Source organism: Mycobacterium marinum (assembly GCF_003391395.1).
GTDB lineage: Bacteria > Actinomycetota > Actinomycetes > Mycobacteriales > Mycobacteriaceae > Mycobacterium > Mycobacterium marinum.
In genome coordinates, this window is sequence record NZ_CP024190.1 from 502,622 (window position 1) to 521,561 (window position 18,940).

Here is an 18,940-nt window from a genome sequence, read left to right on the forward strand (position 1 = left end):
TACCGGCGCGAGAGTGGTTGTGTTCGAACTGATCTAACGCCAAGGGCGGTGAAACCCCGGCGGCGCCAGTTAAGAATTCATTGAGCAGCAATTGTTTTCATGGTCAAGATGGCGTTGTCGTTGGGTTGGTGCAAAGCATCGAACCTGATGCTGAGCAAGGAGGGGTGGGCCGCGGCTGCTCGCGGTTCGGGGCTTCGTCCAAGCCATCGATCAAGCAGGAAGGTCAGGGAGACACTGTGAACGAATCGATTCCAGGGGGACGAGTGGCGCACCTTCCTCCTCCCCACCTCAATCTCGTTGAGCGACTGGCATGGCGCGCGCGCAATCAGCCTGACGAGCTGGCGATGGTCGAGCTGCGAGGCATGCGTGGCGAGACGGACAAGGCTACCTACGCGCGGCTGGACGCTCGCGCCCGGGCAATCGCGTTTCAGCTGAAAAGTATTGGTAATCAAGGTGATCGCGTGCTACTCGTGATGGGCAACTGTCTCGACTATGTCGTCGGCTTCCTGGCATGTGCTTATGCTCGCCGTGTTGCGGTGAATTTGCCCGTGCCGCGCCGTGCCAAACACCTGGATAGGCTCGCCCACGTCGTGGCCGACTGTGGGGCGGAAGTCTTGCTCACGAGCGGGCCCGAGGCGAAAGAGTTGACGGCAAGCGTGGCTGCCGATTTGCGCCTGGACTTCCTGACGGTACTGCGCCTCGACTGGCTGTTGGCGATCCCTGATGAAGACTGGCAACCTGTCGCACCGGCATCCAAAGACGTATGCCTACTGCAGTACACCTCCGGCTCCACAAGCGCACCGCGCGGGGTGGTCGTCACCCACGACAACCTCATGTTCAACTGTGCCCAAATACAATACGGCTTCGGCCTTACCGCGGAAGACCGTGCGCTGAGCTGGCTTCCGCTGTATCACGACATGGGCCTGATCCTCGGAGTGCTCACGCCCATCTTCGCGGGCTTCCCGGTTGTGCTCGCCGATCCGCTCAGCTTCGTCAAGCGTCCCGACCTCTGGCTCCGTGCGATCTCCGACTACCGCATCACCTTCACCGGTGGCCCCAACTTCGCCTACGACCTCTGCGCAGACGCCGCCTCGTACGCCGATCTCAGCGGCATCGATCTCTCCTGTTGGAATGTCGCCCTCAACGGCGCAGAACCCATCCGCGCTACCACTCTGGAACGCTTCAATGCGGCCCTTGCCCCCTTGGGCTGGGCTCCAACCTGCATGCAGCCCTCGTACGGCCTCGCCGAGAACACCCTGGCGGTCTCTACCAAGATTCCTGCGACTGAGCCAACCGTTGTGGAGATCGATGTCGCGGCTCTGCGGCAGTCACAGGTGTGTGCACCTCGCGGTGACTCCCCGTCGCGGCGGCTGGTGAGCAGCGGGCGCATCTTGGCGGGGACGATGGTGAAGATCGTCGACCCCGAGACCGGACACCCGGTGGGCCCGGACCGGGTGGGCGAGATCTGGTTAACCGGCAGGAGCGTCGCGAAGGGCTACTGGGGCAGGGACATTCAGACGGAGGAGGTCTTTGCGGCGCGCCTACCCGGTGATCCTGCCCGCTATCTGCGTACGGGAGATCTCGGCTTCTGCCGCGACGATGAACTATTTGTTGTCGGTCGCTTGAAAGACCTCGTCATCGTCCATGGCGCCAACCATTACCCGCAGGACCTAGAAGAGACCGCAGAGGGCGCCCATCCGGCTGTGCGCTCACACTTCGTGGCCGTGTTCGCCGAGGAGCGAGAGGACCGTGAGGCCCTCATTGTCGTTGCCGAGATCCGCCGGGAAGCAGAACGGGGCCTGGACCCGCGCGACGTAGGGCAGCGCATCGCGCGCGCCATCACCCGAGAGCACGAGGTATCGGTCGACGCGGTATTTCTCGCGCGATGCGGCGAGGTTCCCAAGACCACCAGCGGCAAGATCCAGCGGTCCTTGTGCCGAGAGCTGCTGCGCCAGGGTGGCCTCGCTTTGCACGGCGCGTTGGAGAAATGAGACAGGCCGATTGGGCCTGAGGCGTTGAGCTCCGGTGCCCACGGCGGGTAGCCGAGTGGCTCGAAGAGATCAAGCACCCGAAGTCAAACCCACCCACTCCTAAGGAGCGCGATGTTCAAGGAAGATGTCGATTTCGTGGCCAGCGGTGGAAACACGACGACCGTGCGCAGTCTGGAGACGTTCCGCGACTGGCTTCGGCATGAGATAGCCAAGAGCAGCGACGCCGGCTTCACCGGTGTCGATTTTTCACGCTCGCTAGCCGACTTGGGGTTCAGTTCGGTTCATACCGTACGTCTGGCCGGCGAACTGGAAAAGCTACTGGAAATCGACATCGAGCCAACCCTGCTCGCCGAATTCGAGAGCATCGATGCCATGTGCGTCACTCTCTTCCGCATGCGCGAGGGAATGCGTAGCCGCGACACCAACGCGCCCTACGTGCAAACGGTGCGTGTCGCCGCCTCATTCACCGCTGAGCTGATCGAGCCGACCGTGTGCAACCTGCTCGGTCGCTTGGGCATGCCGGCGAACGTCCAATTCGCCGGGTACAACCAGGTGTTCCAGGCCTTGCTCAACCCCGAGGGTGTATTCGCAGGCGAGGGCGGCATAAATGTCGTGCTCATGCGCGTGGAGGACCTCTTTCGGCACCACAACACGCCTCCCGGCCGGGAGGAACTCGAGCGTGCCGTCGCGGAGCTTTGCGACGCACTGCTCGGCCATGCTGACCGAAGTGGTGCGCCGACTCTGGTCGCTCTGGCGCCGCACTCCCCCCACTCGGTACGCGCACTCGGTCTGGCAGAGCTGCTGGAGGATTTGGACCAACGCATCATCGCCGCGGCTGGCTCCCACCCCAGTCTCTTCCCCGTGGACCTGCGCCGAGTTTACGAGGACTGGCCGGTTGTGCGCATCTGGGATGAGGCCCGTGACAGCCTTGGTCACCTGCCCTTCACTCAGGGGTGTTTCAGTGCCATCGGGGCCTGTATCGCCCGGCGCATCGCTGCCGTGCTCAGCGAACCGGCAAAGGTGATCGTGCTGGACTGTGACAACACCTTGTGGGGCGGCGTGGTGGGGGAAGACGGTCCGGAGGGCATCACGCTCTCCGAGCATTTTCTGGTCCTCCAGCGTTTCATGGTCGCCCAAGCAGAGGCAGGAAAGCTGCTATGCATTGTCAGCAAGAACAACGATGCCGATGTATTGGCCGCCTTCGCCGCTCACCCTGACATGCCGCTCGGCTTGGAACACATCTGCCTTCGTCGGATCAACTGGCTACCCAAATCAGAGAACATGCGCTTGCTCGCTGACGAACTCGGACTGGGGCTGGACACATTTATCTTCATTGACGACAGTGCCATGGAAGTCGCCGAGGTCAGCGAGGCGTTGCCGCAGGTGCTCGCCATCGAGCTGCCGCAGCCCGAGTGCTTCGAGTCATTCCTCAACCACCATTGGGCCTTCGACGCGGCGCGTACCACCGAAGAGGATCGGAGTCGCACCGCGATGATGCGCCAGAGCGTCCAGCGCGCCGAGATCGAGGCGAGCGCGCCCACCATCGATGATTTTCTTTCCCGGCTGGATCTCGAGATCGACCTCGCACCCCTCTCGCTGGAAGACGAGCTTGCGCGCGCCGCGCAGCTCACTCACCGCACCAACCAGTTCAACGCCCGCAAACGATCGATGTCCGAGGCGGAGCTGCGTGCGTTCTGTCGCGAGCCGGGCCGGCGCACGTGGCGCGCTCGCGTCAGTGATCGCTTCGGCGACTATGGATTCGTCGGTCTGGTATCCGCGGTGTCCCGTGACAGCGCCCTAGTTTGCGATCTTTTCCTGATGAGTTGTCGCGTACTGGGCCGTCGGGTGGAGCAGGCGCTGGTGCGCAGGCTGGCAGTGGATGCCAGCGAGGCCGGTTGCGACCAGCTCTTGCTGGAGGTGGAGACCAGTGCGCGCAACGTTCCCGTTCGCAGCTTCTACGACAGCCTTGCCGGCGTCAGTGTGCCCGCGGGGGTCGGCGACGTACAGAAGATAATTCTCGAGGTGGCCGATATCGAGGCTCACCTGCTCGCTTCCACCCGGGTGATCTTGCGGGAGGAGACCGACCCGGCGCGGGATGAGTCCGCGCCCGTGCCGTCCCGGTCTGGCGCCCGGACCCGCGCCGCCGGTGGTTACGCTGAAATTGCCCGCATTGGCTCGAACGTCGATGCCCTGATGACCGCCTTGGCGGTGACCGCCCACGCGCGTCGTCCGGCGCTTGCCACGCCCTACGTCACACCCCGTGATAGCCAGGAGAAGGCGATCGCTCGCATCTGGTGCGATGTGCTGGGCATCGACCGGGTGGGAGTGAACGACAACTTCTACGAACTCGGCGGCGACTCCCTGCGCGCCGCCGAGGCCTTTGCCCGTATGTGGGACATGGGTGTAGCAGAGTCAATCTCGCTGCAGACCATCATCGAGCCCACTGTTGCCGTGCTGGCCCAGGCGATAAGGGACGTGGAGGCCGGCCGCGCCCCGCAGCTGCTTGCTGATTCCTTCTCGCTCAAGGAAGAAGGCCATCTTGCCGCTGACATTTGTCGGCCGGGCTATGACCCCAGTACCTACGACCGGCCCATGCACCACATTCTGCTGACCGGCGGTACTGGCTACCTGGGCGCATATCTCATCCGCGAGCTGTTGATCCAAACCGAGGCTCGCATCTCTTGTTTGGTGCGTGCGTCAACCCCCGAGGAGGGGCGGCAGCGCATTCTCAACAACCTTTGCCGTTACGGGCTCTGGGATGTCACCTTCGAATCGAGGGTTGACGTCGTGTTGGGCGACCTGACCGCCCCCTGGCTGGGGCTGGACGGCCTGGCGCCGTTCCAAGCGCTTGCTCGCTCCATCGACACCATCGTGCATTCCGCGGCATGGGTCAACTTCGTCTACCCCTACCAGCATCTCAAGGCCACCAATGTGGAGTCCACGGAGACGATCCTGCGATTGGCAGTGTCCAGCGAGGCCCCCATCCAGGTGCACTTTGTTTCAACCCTTGGCGTGATCATGTCGACCGGCTACGGTCGACACTCCGTTGTGCAGGACCGGGAGGCGATCACCCACTGCGACGACCTGCTAAACGGCTACGAGCAGACCAAATACGTCAGCGATGTGATGATGTGGCAAGCATTCACCGAACGAGGTATACCCGGTGCCATCTACCGGCCGGGCATGGTGTCTGGACTATCCGACGGTACCTACCACAAGCTCGACGAATTCCTGCCCCAGTTCCTCAAGGGATGCATCCAGCTCGGTGCCTGGCCGCTGCTGGACACCACCTGGGAGATGGCGCCCGTGGACTTCACTTCCAAGGCCATCGTGCACATCGCAAAACGCCCGCAGAACCTCAATCAGGCTTATTTTGTAGTGCATCCGCGCTCCAGGCAGGTTTCGGACTACATCGACTGGCACCGCGAGGTGGGCTACGACATTCGTGGACTGCCGTGGGATGTCTGGAAGCGGGAGTTGCTCGGCCTCGGTACTGAGGGGCTGCGGAAAAACGCGCTCTTCCCCTTCGTGGACTTCATCCGCGCGCTCTCCGAGGAGCAGGTATTCTTTCCGCCCACCGGCCGCGCGTTGTTTGATTCCGCCACAGCGGATCTGGACTTCGACGTGCCCGATCAACTGGAGCTGTTGGCCCGCTACACGCGCCATTTTGTGGCATGCGACTACTACGACCAACTGCCCAGCAACCCGGGTGCCGGCCTATCCGACGAGCCTGCGTTGGTGCTGCACCCCCCGGGAGAATCCGGGCAGACTTTGGATGATCGCCTGCGCTTCGATGGCGTCCAGCTGGATTTCGTCGAGACCTATTACGTCCTCTTCAACGATCCGGTGCGGGGCCTCAGCTTTATGGCGCGCTACGTGCTGCACAACGGCTTTCTGGAGTCCGACAAACTCGCGGAGGTGTGGTCTACGTTCCGCGACCGCCAGCGCCCGGGTACGGAGTTGGCCATCCGCCAGCGTTATCCACTAGGTCATGCCCGGCTCGAGAACTCGGCGAAAGTACGTCTTGAGATCGGTCCTTCGGGCTATGGCGAAGAGAAGGTATGGGGCCGCGTGGATTCCGCGGACGGGGTGATCGAGTGGGATCTCGAATTGGACCGGAGCGAGGCGATCTCCTTAGATCGCCTACCCGAAGCCTCGGCCTACGACTTGCTTCCACACTTCCAGTCGAACGGGGCAAGACAGCACCTTCGCGGTGTTGTCACGGTTTGTGGCCAGACATACGAGATCGGCCGCACGGTGGCGAGCGACGGGCACTATTGGAACACCAAGAATCTGCGCGAGTCCGCCTGGGTGCATTGCGCCAACTTCGAGGGTGATCCTGACTTCCTCATCGAAGGCTTCGGCGCCCGCTTCAACGATTGGTCTCAGACCTCGCTATGGCTGACCTTCAGCTACAAGGGCGAGTGCATCGAGAGCAACCTGATCGATGCTTTTCATCACAACCGCGAGTTGGATTCAGCCACGGACTCTTGGGACTTCGTTGCCGAGCGTGGCGACCTCCGCTTCGTGGTGCGTGTCAAAGCGGACCCGGCGCGCATGCTGCTGTCGGTCCGCCCATTGCCCGGTGACGAATACGTTTACACCCATTTCACCGACGAGGCGGACGTGACGATCGACATCGAACAGCGCTCCGGTCGCGGCTGGTGGAAGAATGACCAGCGCATCGCCCGGGGAACAGCGGTTTTCGAGTCAACGCGAAAGGTGCGTAACCCGGGCGCCACGCGGGAGTTTCGCATCGTGAGGGGGAAGTGCTGAAGGGCACACTGCCGCGGAGACGATCGAGACGTTTCTGACCGATCGTGACCGCGGACCAGTGGCTACCGCTGCGGTTTCTACTCGCTATCCAGTCTGCTTTGTGCGACGAATCCCCTTGCTTTGACCAAGAATTCGAGCTGCTCGCCGACCTGGCGCAGCGGTTCGGCGCTACGCGTGGACCGGCACAGCATGATGGCGCCTTCCAGCGCGGCGATGGAGGTCACCGCCAGCGATGCTGCGGTCGATTCGTCGAATCCGTCGGCAACAAAGGCCCGGCCCAATGCGGCGCACCAGCTGTCGAGGATAGTGCCGGCTTCCGCCGCTAGCTCGACTTCATCGTCGGCGGGGCCGAGGGCGGCTGCCACCACGGGGCAGCCGGCGGCAAAGTCCCCGTCGGTAAGCAGGTGCTCCCACAGCCTGACGAATTCGCGCAGCAGGGCCCGGGCGCCCTTGTCGGCGGCCTTGTCGATCACCGCGGTGATGGAATCGCCGGCATAACGCAGCGCCTCGATCAGGATCTGATTTCGGCCGTCGGGAAAGTGGTAGTAGACCGAACCGCGGGGGGCGCCGCTGCGGGCGAGCACCGAATCAATGGTGACCCCGGCCGCGCCCCGCTCGCGCATCACCTGAGCGGCGCTGATCAACATCTTCTCGCGGGTGCCGCCACGCTTCGGCGCCGATGTGCTGGGCGGTGTCATGCGGCGGGGGAATGTCCGTGCGAGTGGCGCAGTACCGGCCAATGCAGGTGGCGGGGGCGCAACCGGGCTTGCTTGCGGGGCAGATCGGGCATCTCGCGGGTGAAGCGATAGCCGGCAACGTTGAGCTCGATGATCCACATGGTATCTCCCGGCATCTGCGTTATCCCATGCGCCGGGGCCGCCGGCCCATGATTATGCAAAGCAGCATATAAGCGTGGGCGGAGATAGGGCAACCCCTGCAACCAACGCGTAATGTCCCGACAATTGGACGGTATGAACTATTGCATATGGCATATTACTGCGGTTCACTGTGCAGATGACTACGACGGAAACTTCCCTGCCCAAACTGGCAACCGTGTCCCTCGAGCGGGATGGCCACGTCCTGCTGATCGGCCTGAATCGGCCGCAGAAACGCAATTCGTTCGACCGGGCAATGTTTGCTGACCTGTCGCGCGCCTACGCGCTGCTGGAAACCGACGACTCGGTGCGGGCCGGCGTCCTGTTCGCCCATGGTGACCACTTCACCGGCGGCCTGGATCTGGTTGACGTTGCGCCCAGCATCGCGGCCGGACAGTCCCCGTTCCCCGCGGATGGTCGCGACCCGTGGCGGCTGGACGGCCCGTGGCGCACACCGCTGATCGCTGTCGCACACGGCTGGTGCATGACGTTGGGCATCGAATTGCTGCTGGCCTCCGACATTCGCATCGCGGCGGCCGGAACCCGATTCAGTCAACTCGAAGTACAGCGCGGGATCTACCCGTTCGGAGGCGCGACGATCCGGCTGACCCGTGACGCCGGGTGGGGTAACGCGATGCGCTGGTTGCTCACCGGCGACGAGTTCGATGCCGCCGAAGCGCATCGCATCGGGCTGGTCCAAGAGGTGGCCGACGATGCGGCGACGGCTCTGACCCGGGCTCGGGAGATCGCGCAGACGATCGCCGACCGTGCCGCACCGTTGGGCGTGCGAGCCACCCTCGCGTCGGCGCATCTGGCTCGCCGGGAAGGTGAGGCCGCGGCGATCGAGCGCCTGGTCCCCGATATTCGGGCGCTATTCACCAGCGCAGATGCCGCCGAGGGAGTGCAGTCTTTCATCGAACGCCGGCAGGCCCGATTCACCGGCCGCTAAGCCCAGGCTCCTGATTCCAAACGGCGGCGAATTGCGGTGGTATTCGGCCTCCTACCGAAGTGGGCTAGCTTTCGAGCGTGTAACCCATCGGCATCAGCACGCTCTTCTGCTGGGTGAAGTGCTCGACGCCCTCGGGCCCGTTTTCGCGACCGATGCCGGAATTCTTGTAGCCGCCGAATGGGCAGCACGGATCAAAGGCGTACCAGTTGATCGCATACGTGCCGGTGCGGATCTTCTCCGAGATCTCGATGCCCTTGGGCACGTTGGAGGTCCATACGCTGCCGGCCAGACCGTACACCGAGTCGTTGGCGATCTTGATCGCATCCTCCTCGGTGTCATAGGGGATCACCACCAGCACCGGCCCGAAGATCTCCTCTTGCGCGATCGTCATCTTGTTGTCGACGTCGGCGAAGACGGTGGGCTGCACGAAGAATCCGTTGTCCAGCCCCTCCGGGCGGCCGCCCCCGGAAACCAGCCGGGCGCCTTCCTCGATGCCCTTGGCGATGTAGCCCTCGACCCTGGCCCGCTGCTTCTCCGAGATCAGCGACCCGATTTGGGCGGCTGGGTCCGACGGCGGCCCGACCGGTAGTGCTTGTACGAAGGCGCTTACCGCCTCCACGATCTCCTCGTAGCGGGACCGGGGGGCCAGGATGCGGGTCTGGCCCACGCAGGCCTGCCCGGTGTTCATGATCCCGGAGAAGACCATCATCGGGACCGCGGTAGTCAGATCGACATCCTCGAGCAGGATGGCCGCCGATTTTCCGCCGAGTTCCAAGGTGCACGGCTTGAGCATCTCCGCGGCCCGTCGCCCGATCTCTTTGCCGACGGCCGAGCTGCCGGTGAAGGTGAACAGGTCTACCCCGGGGTTGGAGGTCAGGGCTTGCCCGGTCTCAACCCCGCCTGGCACCACCGACAGCACGCCCTCGGGCAGACCCGCCTCGGCGAACACCTCCGCAAACGCGTTTGCGGTCAGCGGTGTTTCGGCAGCGGGTTTGAGCACCACCGTGCAGCCCGCCAGCAGCGCCGGACCCAGCTTGTTGATCGCCAGGAACAGGGGCACGTTCCAGGCCACGATCGCGCCCACCACACCGATCGGCTCCCGGTGGACGATGGTCTGCCCGTAGGACCCGTTGCGGATCTCTTTCCACCTGACCTGGTCCACGGCGGGGCCGGCGAAGAAGTTCAGCGCCCCGATCGAGCCCATCCAGTGCATCGTTTCGACGGTCATCGGCGGTTGGCCGGTCTCGTCGGCGAGCAGCTTGGCGAAATGGTCTTTGCGCTCCTCGAGCAGCTTGAGGGCATTGGCGATGACGGTCGCGCGTTCCTTTGGCGGCGTGGATGGCCACGGACCGTTGTCGAATGCCGCGCGCGCGGCGGCAACCGCAGCGTCGACGTCGGCGGCGACCGCCAACGGCACCTTGCCCACGTACTCGCCGGTGGCCGGACAGTGCACCTCGATCACTTCCGAGGTCGACGGCTCCGTCCACTTGCCGCCGATGAAGAGTTTGTCGTATTCGGTCTTCTCGCCCATGGCGCCACCCTACCCAAGCGAAAGCAAAACAAGAACACGTTCCATTACCGGGGCGACAGCACCAGGACCAGATTGCTCACCAGGAACTCGCGAAGCATTGGCACCGAAGTCATCCACCAGGCCCATCGGGGGTGGTAGCGGGGAAATGCGGCGATCAGGGTTCCCGTGCCCTCCGCCCATCGCAGGCCCTCGGCGGCTGACACCGCGAACAACGACGACCCGTAGTTATTCTTTGCCGGATGGCCGTGCCTGCGGGCATACCGTGCGGCGGCTCGCGCGCCGCCCAGGTAGTGGCTCAGGCCCATCTCGTGCCCGCCGAACGGGCCCAGCCAGACGGTGTAGGAAAGCACGGCAAGCCCACCCGGCCTGGTCACCCGCAACATCTCGGCCCCCAGTTGCCAGGGGCGCGGCACATGCTCGGCGACATTGGAAGACAGGCAGATGTCCACCGAGTCGTCGGCGAACGGTAGGGCCATGCCCGAGGCGCGGACAAACGAACCGGGCCCACCCGCGTGCGCGGGCCCGGCCGCATGCATTTCGTTGGGGTCCGGTTCGACGCCGATGTACCCGACGCCAGCGGCCGCGAACGCGGACGCGAAGTATCCGGGACCCCCGCCGACGTCGAGCAGCGTGCGGCCGGCCACCGATTCACCGCGGGCGGCCAGCCACAAGTCGCTCACCAACGTCGCGGTGTCGGCTGCGAGTGCTCCGTAGAAGCGCGCCGGGTCGGGTTGCTCGTAGCGGAATTCGGACAGCAACCGCAGCGACCGGGACAGCGTCGCCCGCCGCGCAAACCTGTCGGTGACGGCCATCGGCACACCCTACGGCTGGCGTTGGGGACGCTCGCGCGGGCTAGGCTAGCCACTGATGTCTGATCTGCGCTCCGTGCTGCTGCTGTGTTGGCGCGACACCGGACACCCACAGGGGGGCGGTAGCGAAACATATCTGCAGCGCATCGGCGCGCAACTGGCGGCCTCGGGGATCGAGGTCACCTTGCGCACCGCCCGTTACCCGGGTGCTCCGCGATGGGAGCTGGTCGACGGGGTGCGGGTCAACCGCGCGGGTGGCCGCTACTCGGTATACGTGTGGGCGCTGCTGGCGATGGTCGCGGCGCGAATGGGTCTGGGTCCGCTGCGACGGGTGCGGCCCGCGGCGGTCATCGACACCCAGAATGGGCTCCCTTTCCTGGCCCGGCTGGTGTTCGGCCGGCGGGTGGTGGTGCTGGTGCACCACTGTCATCGCGAGCAGTGGCCGGTGGCGGGTCCGGTGCTCGGGCGGTTGGGCTGGTTCGTGGAGTCAAAGTTGTCGCCATGGCTGAACCGGCGCAACCAGTACGTGACGGTGTCGCTGCCCTCGGCCCGCGATCTCGTCGCGCTCGGTGTCGACAACGAGCGAATTGCCGTGGTCCGCAACGGCCTCGACGAGGCGCCCGGGCAAACCCTGTCCGGACCGCGGGCGGCGACGCCGCGGGTGGTGGTGTTGTCCCGGCTGGTGCCGCACAAGCAGATTGAGGACGCGCTGGAGGCTGTCGCGCAGCTGCGGCGACGCACGCCGGGCAGCCCGAATCTACACATCGACGTCGTCGGCGGCGGCTGGTGGCGACAACGGCTGATCGATCATGTGCACCGGCTCGGCATTTCCGACGCGGTGACTTTCCACGGTCACGTCGACGACGTGACCAAACACCACGTGCTGCAGAGTTCATGGGTGCAGTTGCTGCCGTCGCGCAAGGAAGGCTGGGGGCTGGCGGTGGTCGAGGCGGCCCAACACGGGGTGCCCACCATCGGGTATCGATCCTCGGGTGGTCTATCCGATTCGATCATCGACGGAGTGACCGGCATCCTGGTCGACAGCCACGCCGAACTGGTGGATCAGCTCGAACGACTGCTGGCCGATCCGGTGCTGCGCGATCAGCTCGGCGCCAAGGCTCAGGTGCGCAGTGCCGAGTTCTCCTGGCAGGAAAGTGTCGACGGGATGCGTAGCGTCCTGGAAGCCGTACCAGCCGGTCGGTTCGTCAGCGGCGTTGTGTAGCCCCGAGACTTAATCCGCTGCGAGATCCGTCGGCGATTCCTCGCGACCGCTTAAGTGTCGGCGCACCCGGCTGGCGGCCATTCCGGCGCCACCCGCGAGCAACATCGACAACCACGCCCAATGCGCGAGCATCATTGCCCGACGATCCCCGGCCGGGACACCCGCGGACCGGCCACCGATCCGGTACAGGGCCAGCTCGTCGTCGCGGTAGGTCGGCGTCAGGCGGTCCAGTGTGCGTCCGGCTTCGCCCATCTCGCCGCCGCCGTGCACTTCGACGACGAGCCAGCCCACCCCGGCCTGGGCCAGGGCCGCCGGATCGGCCCCGGCGAGCAGCAACTTTTGGACCGTTCGGGCGCGCACGCCATCGCCGGGCACCAGCACCCCGGAGATGACCAGATCGCCGCTGCTCAACACGTCCGGTCGAACCCAGCGGGGGAGCGGGTCGAGCACCGGCGCCCGACCGGACCAGGAGAATCGCCGCATGGTGCCGATGGGCAAGACCGCGACGGTCCCAGGCTCATGGTTGATCGCGGTCGCCACGGCGGTCCACCCCGGCGGGTAATGCACCGGCGCAACCCGGCCCAGCACGCCCCATGCCAGATCGGGCAGGGCCAGCACGAGCGCCAGGCAGCACGCCGACGCCGCCAGTGTCGACTTCAGGGGCGTTGCGGCCGTCTTGCAGCGTGACAGGGTCGACACCGCTGCCGCGGCGGATATGGCATAACCCGGCATCGCCAGTGCCACCCATTTCTGCCCGTCGCGGAGCACCCCCAAACCGGGTGCGGCATCGACCGCGGCAGCCAAGATGTGCAGGCCCGGGCCGGTTGCCAGGGCGGCGGGCATCAGCACCGACACCGCGGCCAGCACTAGCAGCGGCACCAGCGCCGGCCGTCGCGCCACGGTGGGGAGTCCGACCGCCACCACGACCAACAGGACCGCGGCGGAGGCCACCGCGAAAAGAGTGGCTCGCGAACCGGGCACGGCATCGCCGTTCCAGATGCCACCAAGACTGGCCAAGCTGAGGAGCGTGCCCAGACCCGGTTCGGCGCGCGGCGCGAACGCGGCAACGCCGAGTCCGTTGGCGGCCGTGTGGGTGGTCAGCGACGAACCGAGGGCCGACGCCGTCAGCCAAGGCAGGGCACCGACCAGCGCGGTCGCTAACGCGGCCGTTGCGCACAGCCACCGTGGTTTGCCGGCGCCGGGAGCAGCCACACAGGTCAGGGCTACCGTCGCGGCCAGCAGCAACCCGGTAGGGGTGAGACCGGCGAGCGCGATCCAGAAGGCCAGCCCGAAGAATCCGGTCTGGCTTGCCTCCGGTGCGCGCAACCCCAGCATGGTGGCCGCGACCCAGGGCAGGCAGCCGTAGCCGAGCAGCAGGCTCCAATGGCCTTGCAGGAGGCGTTCGGCCACGTAGGGATTCCAGATCGCCAGGGTGATCGCGACGAACTGGCCTCCGGCGCCGGCCGCGGGCAGTGCCCGCGCTACCAGCACGGCCGCGCCCCAGCCCGCCAGCCACAGCCCCAAGACCAGCAGTGCCTTGACCAGGATCCCGCCGTCTATCGCCTGGGAGGCCAGCGCTATCGCGAAATCCTGCGGCGTCGCCCGCGGCGCAGCCATCAACCCCAGGGCGCTGTCGGAGAGATATGACCGCGGGGTGGATACCGCGTCGCGCAGCAGCAGATATCCGGGCCCCAGCACCGGCCCGACCACCAGCAGCGCCAGCACCAGCGCGTACCCCGGCCGCCACCAGCAGGCGCTGCGCGGCGAGGCCCAACCTGCGCCTTCTCCCCGGGCCATCTTGGCCCGCATCGTCGGCGGGCTAGGTCCGTTCCTCGGGACCAGAGGGCTCACCCGAGCCCGACTCCGACGACGATTCGGCCGAATCGGGCGGAGTCTTGTCCGAGTCAGGACCGTCGTCCGACGAGTCTGGACGCTGCGCGGGCAGCTTCTCGGTCTCGGCTTCGGCTCCCGGCACCGGCTGCTCGAGTCCGACGCGCCGCAGGAAGTCGGTGTCGTCGCGGTCCAGGCTCGGATCCATCAGGATGCTTTCGGTCCGCAGGCTGAACGACGTGAGCAGCCCGCCGCCGACCAGCGCGACCAAGCCGATTGCGGTGAACGTGATCGGCAGCACCCGCGACCACAGCGCCAGCCGGTCACGTTCGTCGCGGGCGGTGTTGACCTGGGTCTCGACCGTGTCTTCGTTGGAGGTGACCTTGTAGTCGGCCAGGGTTACCTCTGGCTTCATCGCCTCACGGGCGAAGTAGTGGTTGGCGTGCACGGTCTGTTTGACGATGGTGCCCGTGACCGGGTCCACCCAGAAGGTGCGCTGCGCCGCGTAGTAGCGGGTCATCGTGATCTCTTCGTCCGGCTCTCCCGGAACACCCCACATCGCGGCGGTCGTGGTGACCTTGCCGTCTTCGTCGCCGGCGTACAGCGACGGGTACTTGACCGGTGCGACCAGCTTGCCTTCGGAGTTGTAGCCGATGTTCTGGGTGAACCGGTAGGTGGTCAGGCCGTTGACGTCCTCTTCGCTGTCATAGTTGGCGTCGAACGGCTTCTGCGCGATCGGATCGAAGTAGGGGTAGGACTTCTTCTCGGTGTGGAACGGGAAGCGGTAGGACAAGCCCTCGTGCCGCAGCGGGATAGCGGTTGGCGGGCTTTCGTCGCCGAAGCCACGCGGTTTCTGGACCGTTCCCCCGGTGTGGGTGTCGTCGGAGATGGCCATCGCCGTGTGCCGGTTGAGGGTGACCGTGTCCACGATCGCCAGCAGCAGACCGGTGTCCTTCTGCTTGTCGGTACGCCGGACCGAGGTTCCGACCTGCAGGGTGACCACATCGGCATTGGCCGGTGACTCGACCGTGATCTGCTGTTGGGACACCAACGGCACGTTCTGGTTGATGACGATGTGGTCGGTGGCCAGCGAGGCCGAGTCGAGCGCCGATCCCTTGCCTTCGCTGATCAGGGTGGCATCGATATCGAGCGGGATTTTGGTGATCTTGCTGCTGGTATAGGTCGACAGCAGCAGCGCGGCGATCAGGAGAGCGGACCCGAGTCCGATCGTTCCCAATGCGGCGATCCGCAACATGACTGCTCGGTTCACGTTGCTGTGACCTCCTTCTGGACCAAAGACTCGTTGGCCGCGACCTGTTCCCACCCGAATATGCAGGCAGTCAAACCCGTTTGACCCTAACAGCAGAACGTATGGTCCCGGTGTGCGAACCTGCCCCAACTTTGCCGGTGTACCCGATTCGGCCGCCAGTCGATGACGGGCAGACTGTGATGGTGACCGACGGCCAGCAGGTGGGGGGGACACGCAGCTTTCTGCCTCCTGTGGAGGGCATGCGTGCCTGCGCGGCAATGGGGGTGGTCGTCACCCATGTCGCCTTCCAGACCGGCCACTCCAGTGGAGTCGCCGGCCGGCTGTTCGGCCGCTTCGATCTGGCGGTGGCGGTGTTCTTCGCGCTGTCGGGATTTCTGTTGTGGCGGGGGCACGCTGCGGCCGCTCGGGGCGGATCACCGCGTCCCCGCACGGGTCACTATCTGCGGTCGCGGGCGGTCCGGATCATGCCCGCCTACGTGGTCGCGGTGGTTGTGATCTTGTCCCTGCTGCCGGATTCGGACCACGCGAGTTTGACCGTGTGGCTGGCGAACTTGACCCTTACCCAGATCTACGTGCCATTGACGCTGACCGGGGGCCTCACCCAGATGTGGAGCCTGTCCGTCGAGGTCGGCTTCTACTTGGCATTGCCGCTGCTCGCGTTCCTGGCCCGCCGTGTGCCAGTCGGGGCCCGGGTGCCCGTCATCGCCGCCGCGGCCGCGCTCAGTCTGGCCTGGGCGTGGTTGCCGGTGGCCGCCGGTTCCGGGATGAACCCGCTGAACTGGCCGCCGGCCTTCTTCTCTTGGTTCGCCGCCGGCATGTTGCTGGCCGAGTGGGTGCACAGCCCGATCGGGCTGGTACACCGGTTGGCGCGCCACCGCGTGCTGATCGGTGTGGTGGCGGTGCTGGCGTATCTGGTGGCGGCATCACCGCTGGCCGGTCCGGCCGGCCTGGTCCAGGGCTCGGCGACGCAATTCGCGGTGAAGACCGCGATGGGTGCCGTGGTGGCGTTCGCGCTGGTGGCCCCGTTGGTGCTGGACCGGCCCGGCACGCCCCACCGGCTACTGGGCAGCACCACCATGGTGACCCTGGGGCGCTGGTCTTACGGGCTGTTCATCTGGCACCTGGCCGCCCTGGACATGGTGTTCCCGGTGATCGGCACCTTTGCGTTCACCGGACGGATGCCGATGGTGCTGGTGCTGACGTTGATCTTTGGCTTCGCGATCGCCGCCGTCAGCTATGCGCTGGTCGAGTCACCCTGTCGAGAAGCATTGCGCCGCTGGGAGAAACGGACCGAGCACAGCGCCGGGCAGGACATCGACCGGGAAGCGGACGCGATCGCGCCCTGAGCGCCGCACAGCTACGGCGACCCGTTCATCCCGTCCAGTCCGAACAGGAAGCCACCCGTGCCCGCGGTGCCGCCGACACCAGCGGTAGCCCCGGTCCCGCCGTTGCCGCCGTTGCCGCCGTCGCCGATCAACAGGGCGCTGCCGCCATCGCCGCCCTTACCGCCGGTGCCGGAGAAGCTCTGGCCCCCGGCCCCGCCGGTGCCGCCGCTGCCGATCAGCCCCGCGTTACCGGCGGCTCCTCCCGCACCGGCGAGACTGGCAAGGGAATTTCCACCATCGCCGCCGTCGCCGCCATTGCCGAGCAGCATCGCGCCGGCAGCCCCGGCCCCGCCCTTGCCGCCGACATTCCCGATTCCGCCATGCCCGCCGGAACCCCCGTTCCCGCCGAGCAGGGCGGCGGCCCCGCCCTCCCCGCCGGCGCCCCCGAAGGTGACGCCGGCGCCGGCGTTTCCGCCGTCCCCACCGGTGCCTCCGCTGCCGAACAGTGTGGCGGCCGCTCCGCCGGCCCCGCCTTTGCCTCCGACGTTGATGCCGTCTCCGCCGCCTCCGCCGGCCCCGCCGTTGCCGAACATCGCGCCCCCTTGTCCGCCGGCCCCGCCGGTCCCGCCGCTGTCGCCGCCGGCCCCGCCGCTTCCGCCGACCCCGCCGGTGCCGAACAGGAGTGCGGAGGAGCCGCCGGTTCCCCCGGATCCGCCGGTGGCGGCACCGGATCCGCCCGATCCGCCGGCCCCGCCATTGCCGAACAGCGCGCCGGCGTCGCCGCCGCTGCCGCCACCGCCCGCGGTGGTGCTGCCCGATCCGCCGCCGCCGCCGGCCCCGCCATTGCCCAATAGCGTGCCGGCGCTCCCGCCGCTTTCTCCGGTCCCGCCGCCGCTGCCGCCGCTGCCGCCGTGTCCGCCCGCTCCGCCATCGCCGATCAGCCCGGCGACTCCGGCGCCGCCGGGCAGGAAGCCGCCGCTGCCGCCGCTGCCGCCGCTGCCGCCGCTACCGGTTGTGCCGTGCCCGCCGCTACCACCGTCGCCGCCCCCACCGAAGAACACGCTGCCGTTTCCGCCGTCCCCGCCCGCGCCCCCGCTGACTTGGCCGAGCCCGCCGGCTCCACCGTTCCCGCCGATGCCGGACAACGTGCCGCCGGCCCCGCCGGTGCCGCCGTTACCCCCGGTTCCGAACATGGCGCCTGGAGCGAGCCCGCCGTCGCCGCCGGCTCCGCCGGTGCCGAACAGCAGGCCACCGGCCCCGCCGGACCCGCCGTCACCCCCGGTGAAGGCGTTGCTGCCGCCGCCGGCGCCGCCGGCGCCGCCAGTGCCGAACAGCAGGCCACCGGCCCCGCCGGTCCCGCCGACGCCCCCACTGGTCATTAGGCCGCCGCCGAACCCGCCAGTGCCGCCGGCTCCGCCGGTACCGAACAGCAGGCTGCCCGCGCCGCCGGCTCCGCCCGAGCCGGCGCTGGTGCCTCCGATGCCGCCAGCTCCGCCATTGCCGTACAGCAGGCCTCCCGCCCCGCCGGAGCCGCCCGCGGCATTGTTCCCACCGGCTCCACCAGCGCCGCCGTTGCCAACGAATCCGGCGGCGCCGCCGTCACCGCCCTTGCTGCCGGCCGCTCCGGAGCCACCCGCGCCGCCGTTGCCGTACAAGATGCCGCCGTCGTCCCCGTTTGCGCCGGATCCCGGGGCCGCATTGGCGCCGTTGCCGATCAGCGGGCGTCCCAGCAGCGCTTGGGTGGGCGCATTGATCGCGTCGAGCAGGATCTGTTGGACGCTGGTGGCCTCGGCACCCGCATACGACGTCGCACCGGAGGTAACGGCGCGCACGAACTGGTCGTGAAAGGCCTCGACCTGCACGCTGAACGCCTGGTAGTCCCGCGCGTAGGCGCCGAAAAATGATGAGGCGGCCGCCGAAACATCATCGGCGCCGGCGGCCAACGCCGCGGCAGTGGGGCCTGCCGCGGCGGCATTGGCCGTGCTGATCGTCGATCCGACACCGGCCAGGTTCGTGGCTGCCGCAGTCAGCTCTTCAGGGATGACGGAAACGAACGACATGAGCCAGTCCTCTCGTCAGCTCACCGGCCGCCGCCTGGTCAGTGGGTCGAGGAATCAGTCAGGAATACAGCGTATCGCGATCTGGTGGGCGCGATGGGCAGTTCATCCAACGTTGACGCGCTGGTAGTCGGGCATGTCGTCACCGCCGGCCGGACCTGGGGCCCGAACGCTGATACCCCAGTGGAACGCGCCAACCGCTCCCGGCCCTGCCCGCCGCCGCGGCGGGTTGAAGCGGCTCCCCTGGTGAGGGAGGCAGCGGCAAGTTCAACGGCTTGTTGACTCCATTGAATGGCGGTGGTTTG

12 protein-coding genes are annotated in these 18,940 nt (G+C 66.7%); 5 read left to right on the forward strand and 7 right to left on the reverse strand.

Annotated features, from left to right (window positions below):
• The first annotated feature begins 236 nt into the window (after positions 1-236).
• Positions 237-1,991 carry a fatty acyl-AMP ligase gene (locus tag CCUG20998_RS02195; protein WP_036457164.1) on the forward strand — a complete coding sequence of 585 codons (1,755 nt, stop codon included), beginning with the start codon at positions 237-239 and terminating at the stop codon, positions 1,989-1,991.
• A 111-nt stretch (positions 1,992-2,102) separates the two neighbouring features.
• The gene (locus tag CCUG20998_RS02200) at positions 2,103-6,767 is read left to right on the forward strand and encodes a thioester reductase domain-containing protein (RefSeq protein ID WP_020731508.1); all 4,665 of its coding nucleotides are present in this window, start codon (positions 2,103-2,105) and stop codon (positions 6,765-6,767) included.
• A 77-nt stretch (positions 6,768-6,844) separates the two neighbouring features.
• On the opposite strand, the gene CCUG20998_RS02205 is transcribed toward CCUG20998_RS02200, so the two are convergent.
• Together CCUG20998_RS02205 and CCUG20998_RS27605 are read right to left on the reverse strand one after the other, a co-directional pair.
• Entirely contained in the window at positions 6,845-7,465 is a 621-nt protein-coding gene (locus CCUG20998_RS02205; protein ID WP_020731509.1) for a TetR/AcrR family transcriptional regulator, read from the reverse strand.
• Complete coding sequence (locus CCUG20998_RS27605) at positions 7,462-7,620, reverse strand: hypothetical protein (RefSeq protein WP_020727860.1); 159 nt, start codon at positions 7,618-7,620, stop codon at positions 7,462-7,464. The genes CCUG20998_RS02205 and CCUG20998_RS27605 overlap by 4 nt, the downstream gene beginning before the upstream one ends.
• A gap of 161 nt (positions 7,621-7,781) precedes the next feature.
• Here CCUG20998_RS27605 and CCUG20998_RS02210 point away from each other — a divergent pair, with 161 nt between their 5' ends.
• The gene (locus CCUG20998_RS02210; protein WP_015354220.1) at positions 7,782-8,591 is read left to right on the forward strand and encodes a crotonase/enoyl-CoA hydratase family protein; all 810 of its coding nucleotides are present in this window, start codon (positions 7,782-7,784) and stop codon (positions 8,589-8,591) included.
• Positions 8,592-8,655: 64 nt separating this feature from the next.
• Here CCUG20998_RS02210 and CCUG20998_RS02215 read toward each other — a convergent pair whose 3' ends face one another.
• Together CCUG20998_RS02215 and CCUG20998_RS02220 are read right to left on the reverse strand one after the other, a co-directional pair.
• The gene (locus CCUG20998_RS02215) at positions 8,656-10,122 is read right to left on the reverse strand and encodes an aldehyde dehydrogenase (protein WP_020731511.1); all 1,467 of its coding nucleotides are present in this window, start codon (positions 10,120-10,122) and stop codon (positions 8,656-8,658) included.
• A gap of 44 nt (positions 10,123-10,166) precedes the next feature.
• Positions 10,167-10,934, reverse strand: a complete 768-nt coding sequence (locus CCUG20998_RS02220; RefSeq protein WP_012392445.1) for a class I SAM-dependent methyltransferase — start codon at positions 10,932-10,934, stop codon at positions 10,167-10,169.
• Positions 10,935-10,989: 55 nt separating this feature from the next.
• On the opposite strand from CCUG20998_RS02220, the gene CCUG20998_RS02225 reads away from it, so the two are divergent.
• Positions 10,990-12,153 carry a glycosyltransferase family 4 protein gene (locus CCUG20998_RS02225; protein ID WP_020731512.1) on the forward strand — a complete coding sequence of 388 codons (1,164 nt, stop codon included), beginning with the start codon at positions 10,990-10,992 and terminating at the stop codon, positions 12,151-12,153.
• A gap of 9 nt (positions 12,154-12,162) precedes the next feature.
• On the opposite strand, the gene CCUG20998_RS02230 is transcribed toward CCUG20998_RS02225, so the two are convergent.
• Together CCUG20998_RS02230 and pgfA are read right to left on the reverse strand one after the other, a co-directional pair.
• Positions 12,163-13,962, reverse strand: coding sequence for an MmpA family trehalose lipid delivery protein (locus CCUG20998_RS02230; RefSeq protein ID WP_020731513.1), 1,800 nt, complete (start codon positions 13,960-13,962; stop codon positions 12,163-12,165).
• Positions 13,963-13,972: 10 nt separating this feature from the next.
• The gene (gene pgfA / locus CCUG20998_RS02235; protein WP_020731514.1) at positions 13,973-15,253 is read right to left on the reverse strand and encodes a cell envelope lipid trafficking protein PgfA; all 1,281 of its coding nucleotides are present in this window, start codon (positions 15,251-15,253) and stop codon (positions 13,973-13,975) included.
• Between the two features lie 101 nt (positions 15,254-15,354).
• Here pgfA and CCUG20998_RS02240 point away from each other — a divergent pair, with 101 nt between their 5' ends.
• Entirely contained in the window at positions 15,355-16,599 is a 1,245-nt protein-coding gene (locus CCUG20998_RS02240; RefSeq protein WP_373145899.1) for an acyltransferase family protein, read from the forward strand.
• Positions 16,600-16,610: 11 nt separating this feature from the next.
• Here CCUG20998_RS02240 and CCUG20998_RS02245 read toward each other — a convergent pair whose 3' ends face one another.
• Positions 16,611-18,638: a PE family protein gene (locus CCUG20998_RS02245; RefSeq protein ID WP_116269084.1), complete on the reverse strand. Its 2,028-nt coding sequence runs from the start codon at positions 18,636-18,638 to the stop codon at positions 16,611-16,613.
• Positions 18,639-18,940: the final 302 nt, after the last annotated feature.

Excerpts from the sequence above, each read along its gene's own strand:
- CCUG20998_RS02240 (WP_373145899.1), top strand. The coding sequence starts at position 15,355 with ATGGTCCCGGTGTGCGAACCTGCCCCAACTTTGCCGGTGTACCCGATT.
- CCUG20998_RS02230 (WP_020731513.1), bottom strand. The coding sequence starts at position 13,962 with ATGCGGGCCAAGATGGCCCGGGGAGAAGGCGCAGGTTGGGCCTCGCCG.
- CCUG20998_RS02245 (WP_116269084.1), bottom strand. The coding sequence starts at position 18,638 with ATGTCGTTCGTTTCCGTCATCCCTGAAGAGCTGACTGCGGCAGCCACG.
- CCUG20998_RS02200 (WP_020731508.1), top strand. The coding sequence starts at position 2,103 with ATGTTCAAGGAAGATGTCGATTTCGTGGCCAGCGGTGGAAACACGACG.
- CCUG20998_RS02210 (WP_015354220.1), top strand. The coding sequence starts at position 7,782 with ATGACTACGACGGAAACTTCCCTGCCCAAACTGGCAACCGTGTCCCTC.
- CCUG20998_RS02220 (WP_012392445.1), bottom strand. The coding sequence starts at position 10,934 with ATGGCCGTCACCGACAGGTTTGCGCGGCGGGCGACGCTGTCCCGGTCG.
- CCUG20998_RS27605 (WP_020727860.1), bottom strand. The coding sequence starts at position 7,620 with ATGCCGGGAGATACCATGTGGATCATCGAGCTCAACGTTGCCGGCTAT.
- CCUG20998_RS02225 (WP_020731512.1), top strand. The coding sequence starts at position 10,990 with ATGTCTGATCTGCGCTCCGTGCTGCTGCTGTGTTGGCGCGACACCGGA.
- CCUG20998_RS02215 (WP_020731511.1), bottom strand. The coding sequence starts at position 10,122 with ATGGGCGAGAAGACCGAATACGACAAACTCTTCATCGGCGGCAAGTGG.
- CCUG20998_RS02205 (WP_020731509.1), bottom strand. The coding sequence starts at position 7,465 with ATGACACCGCCCAGCACATCGGCGCCGAAGCGTGGCGGCACCCGCGAG.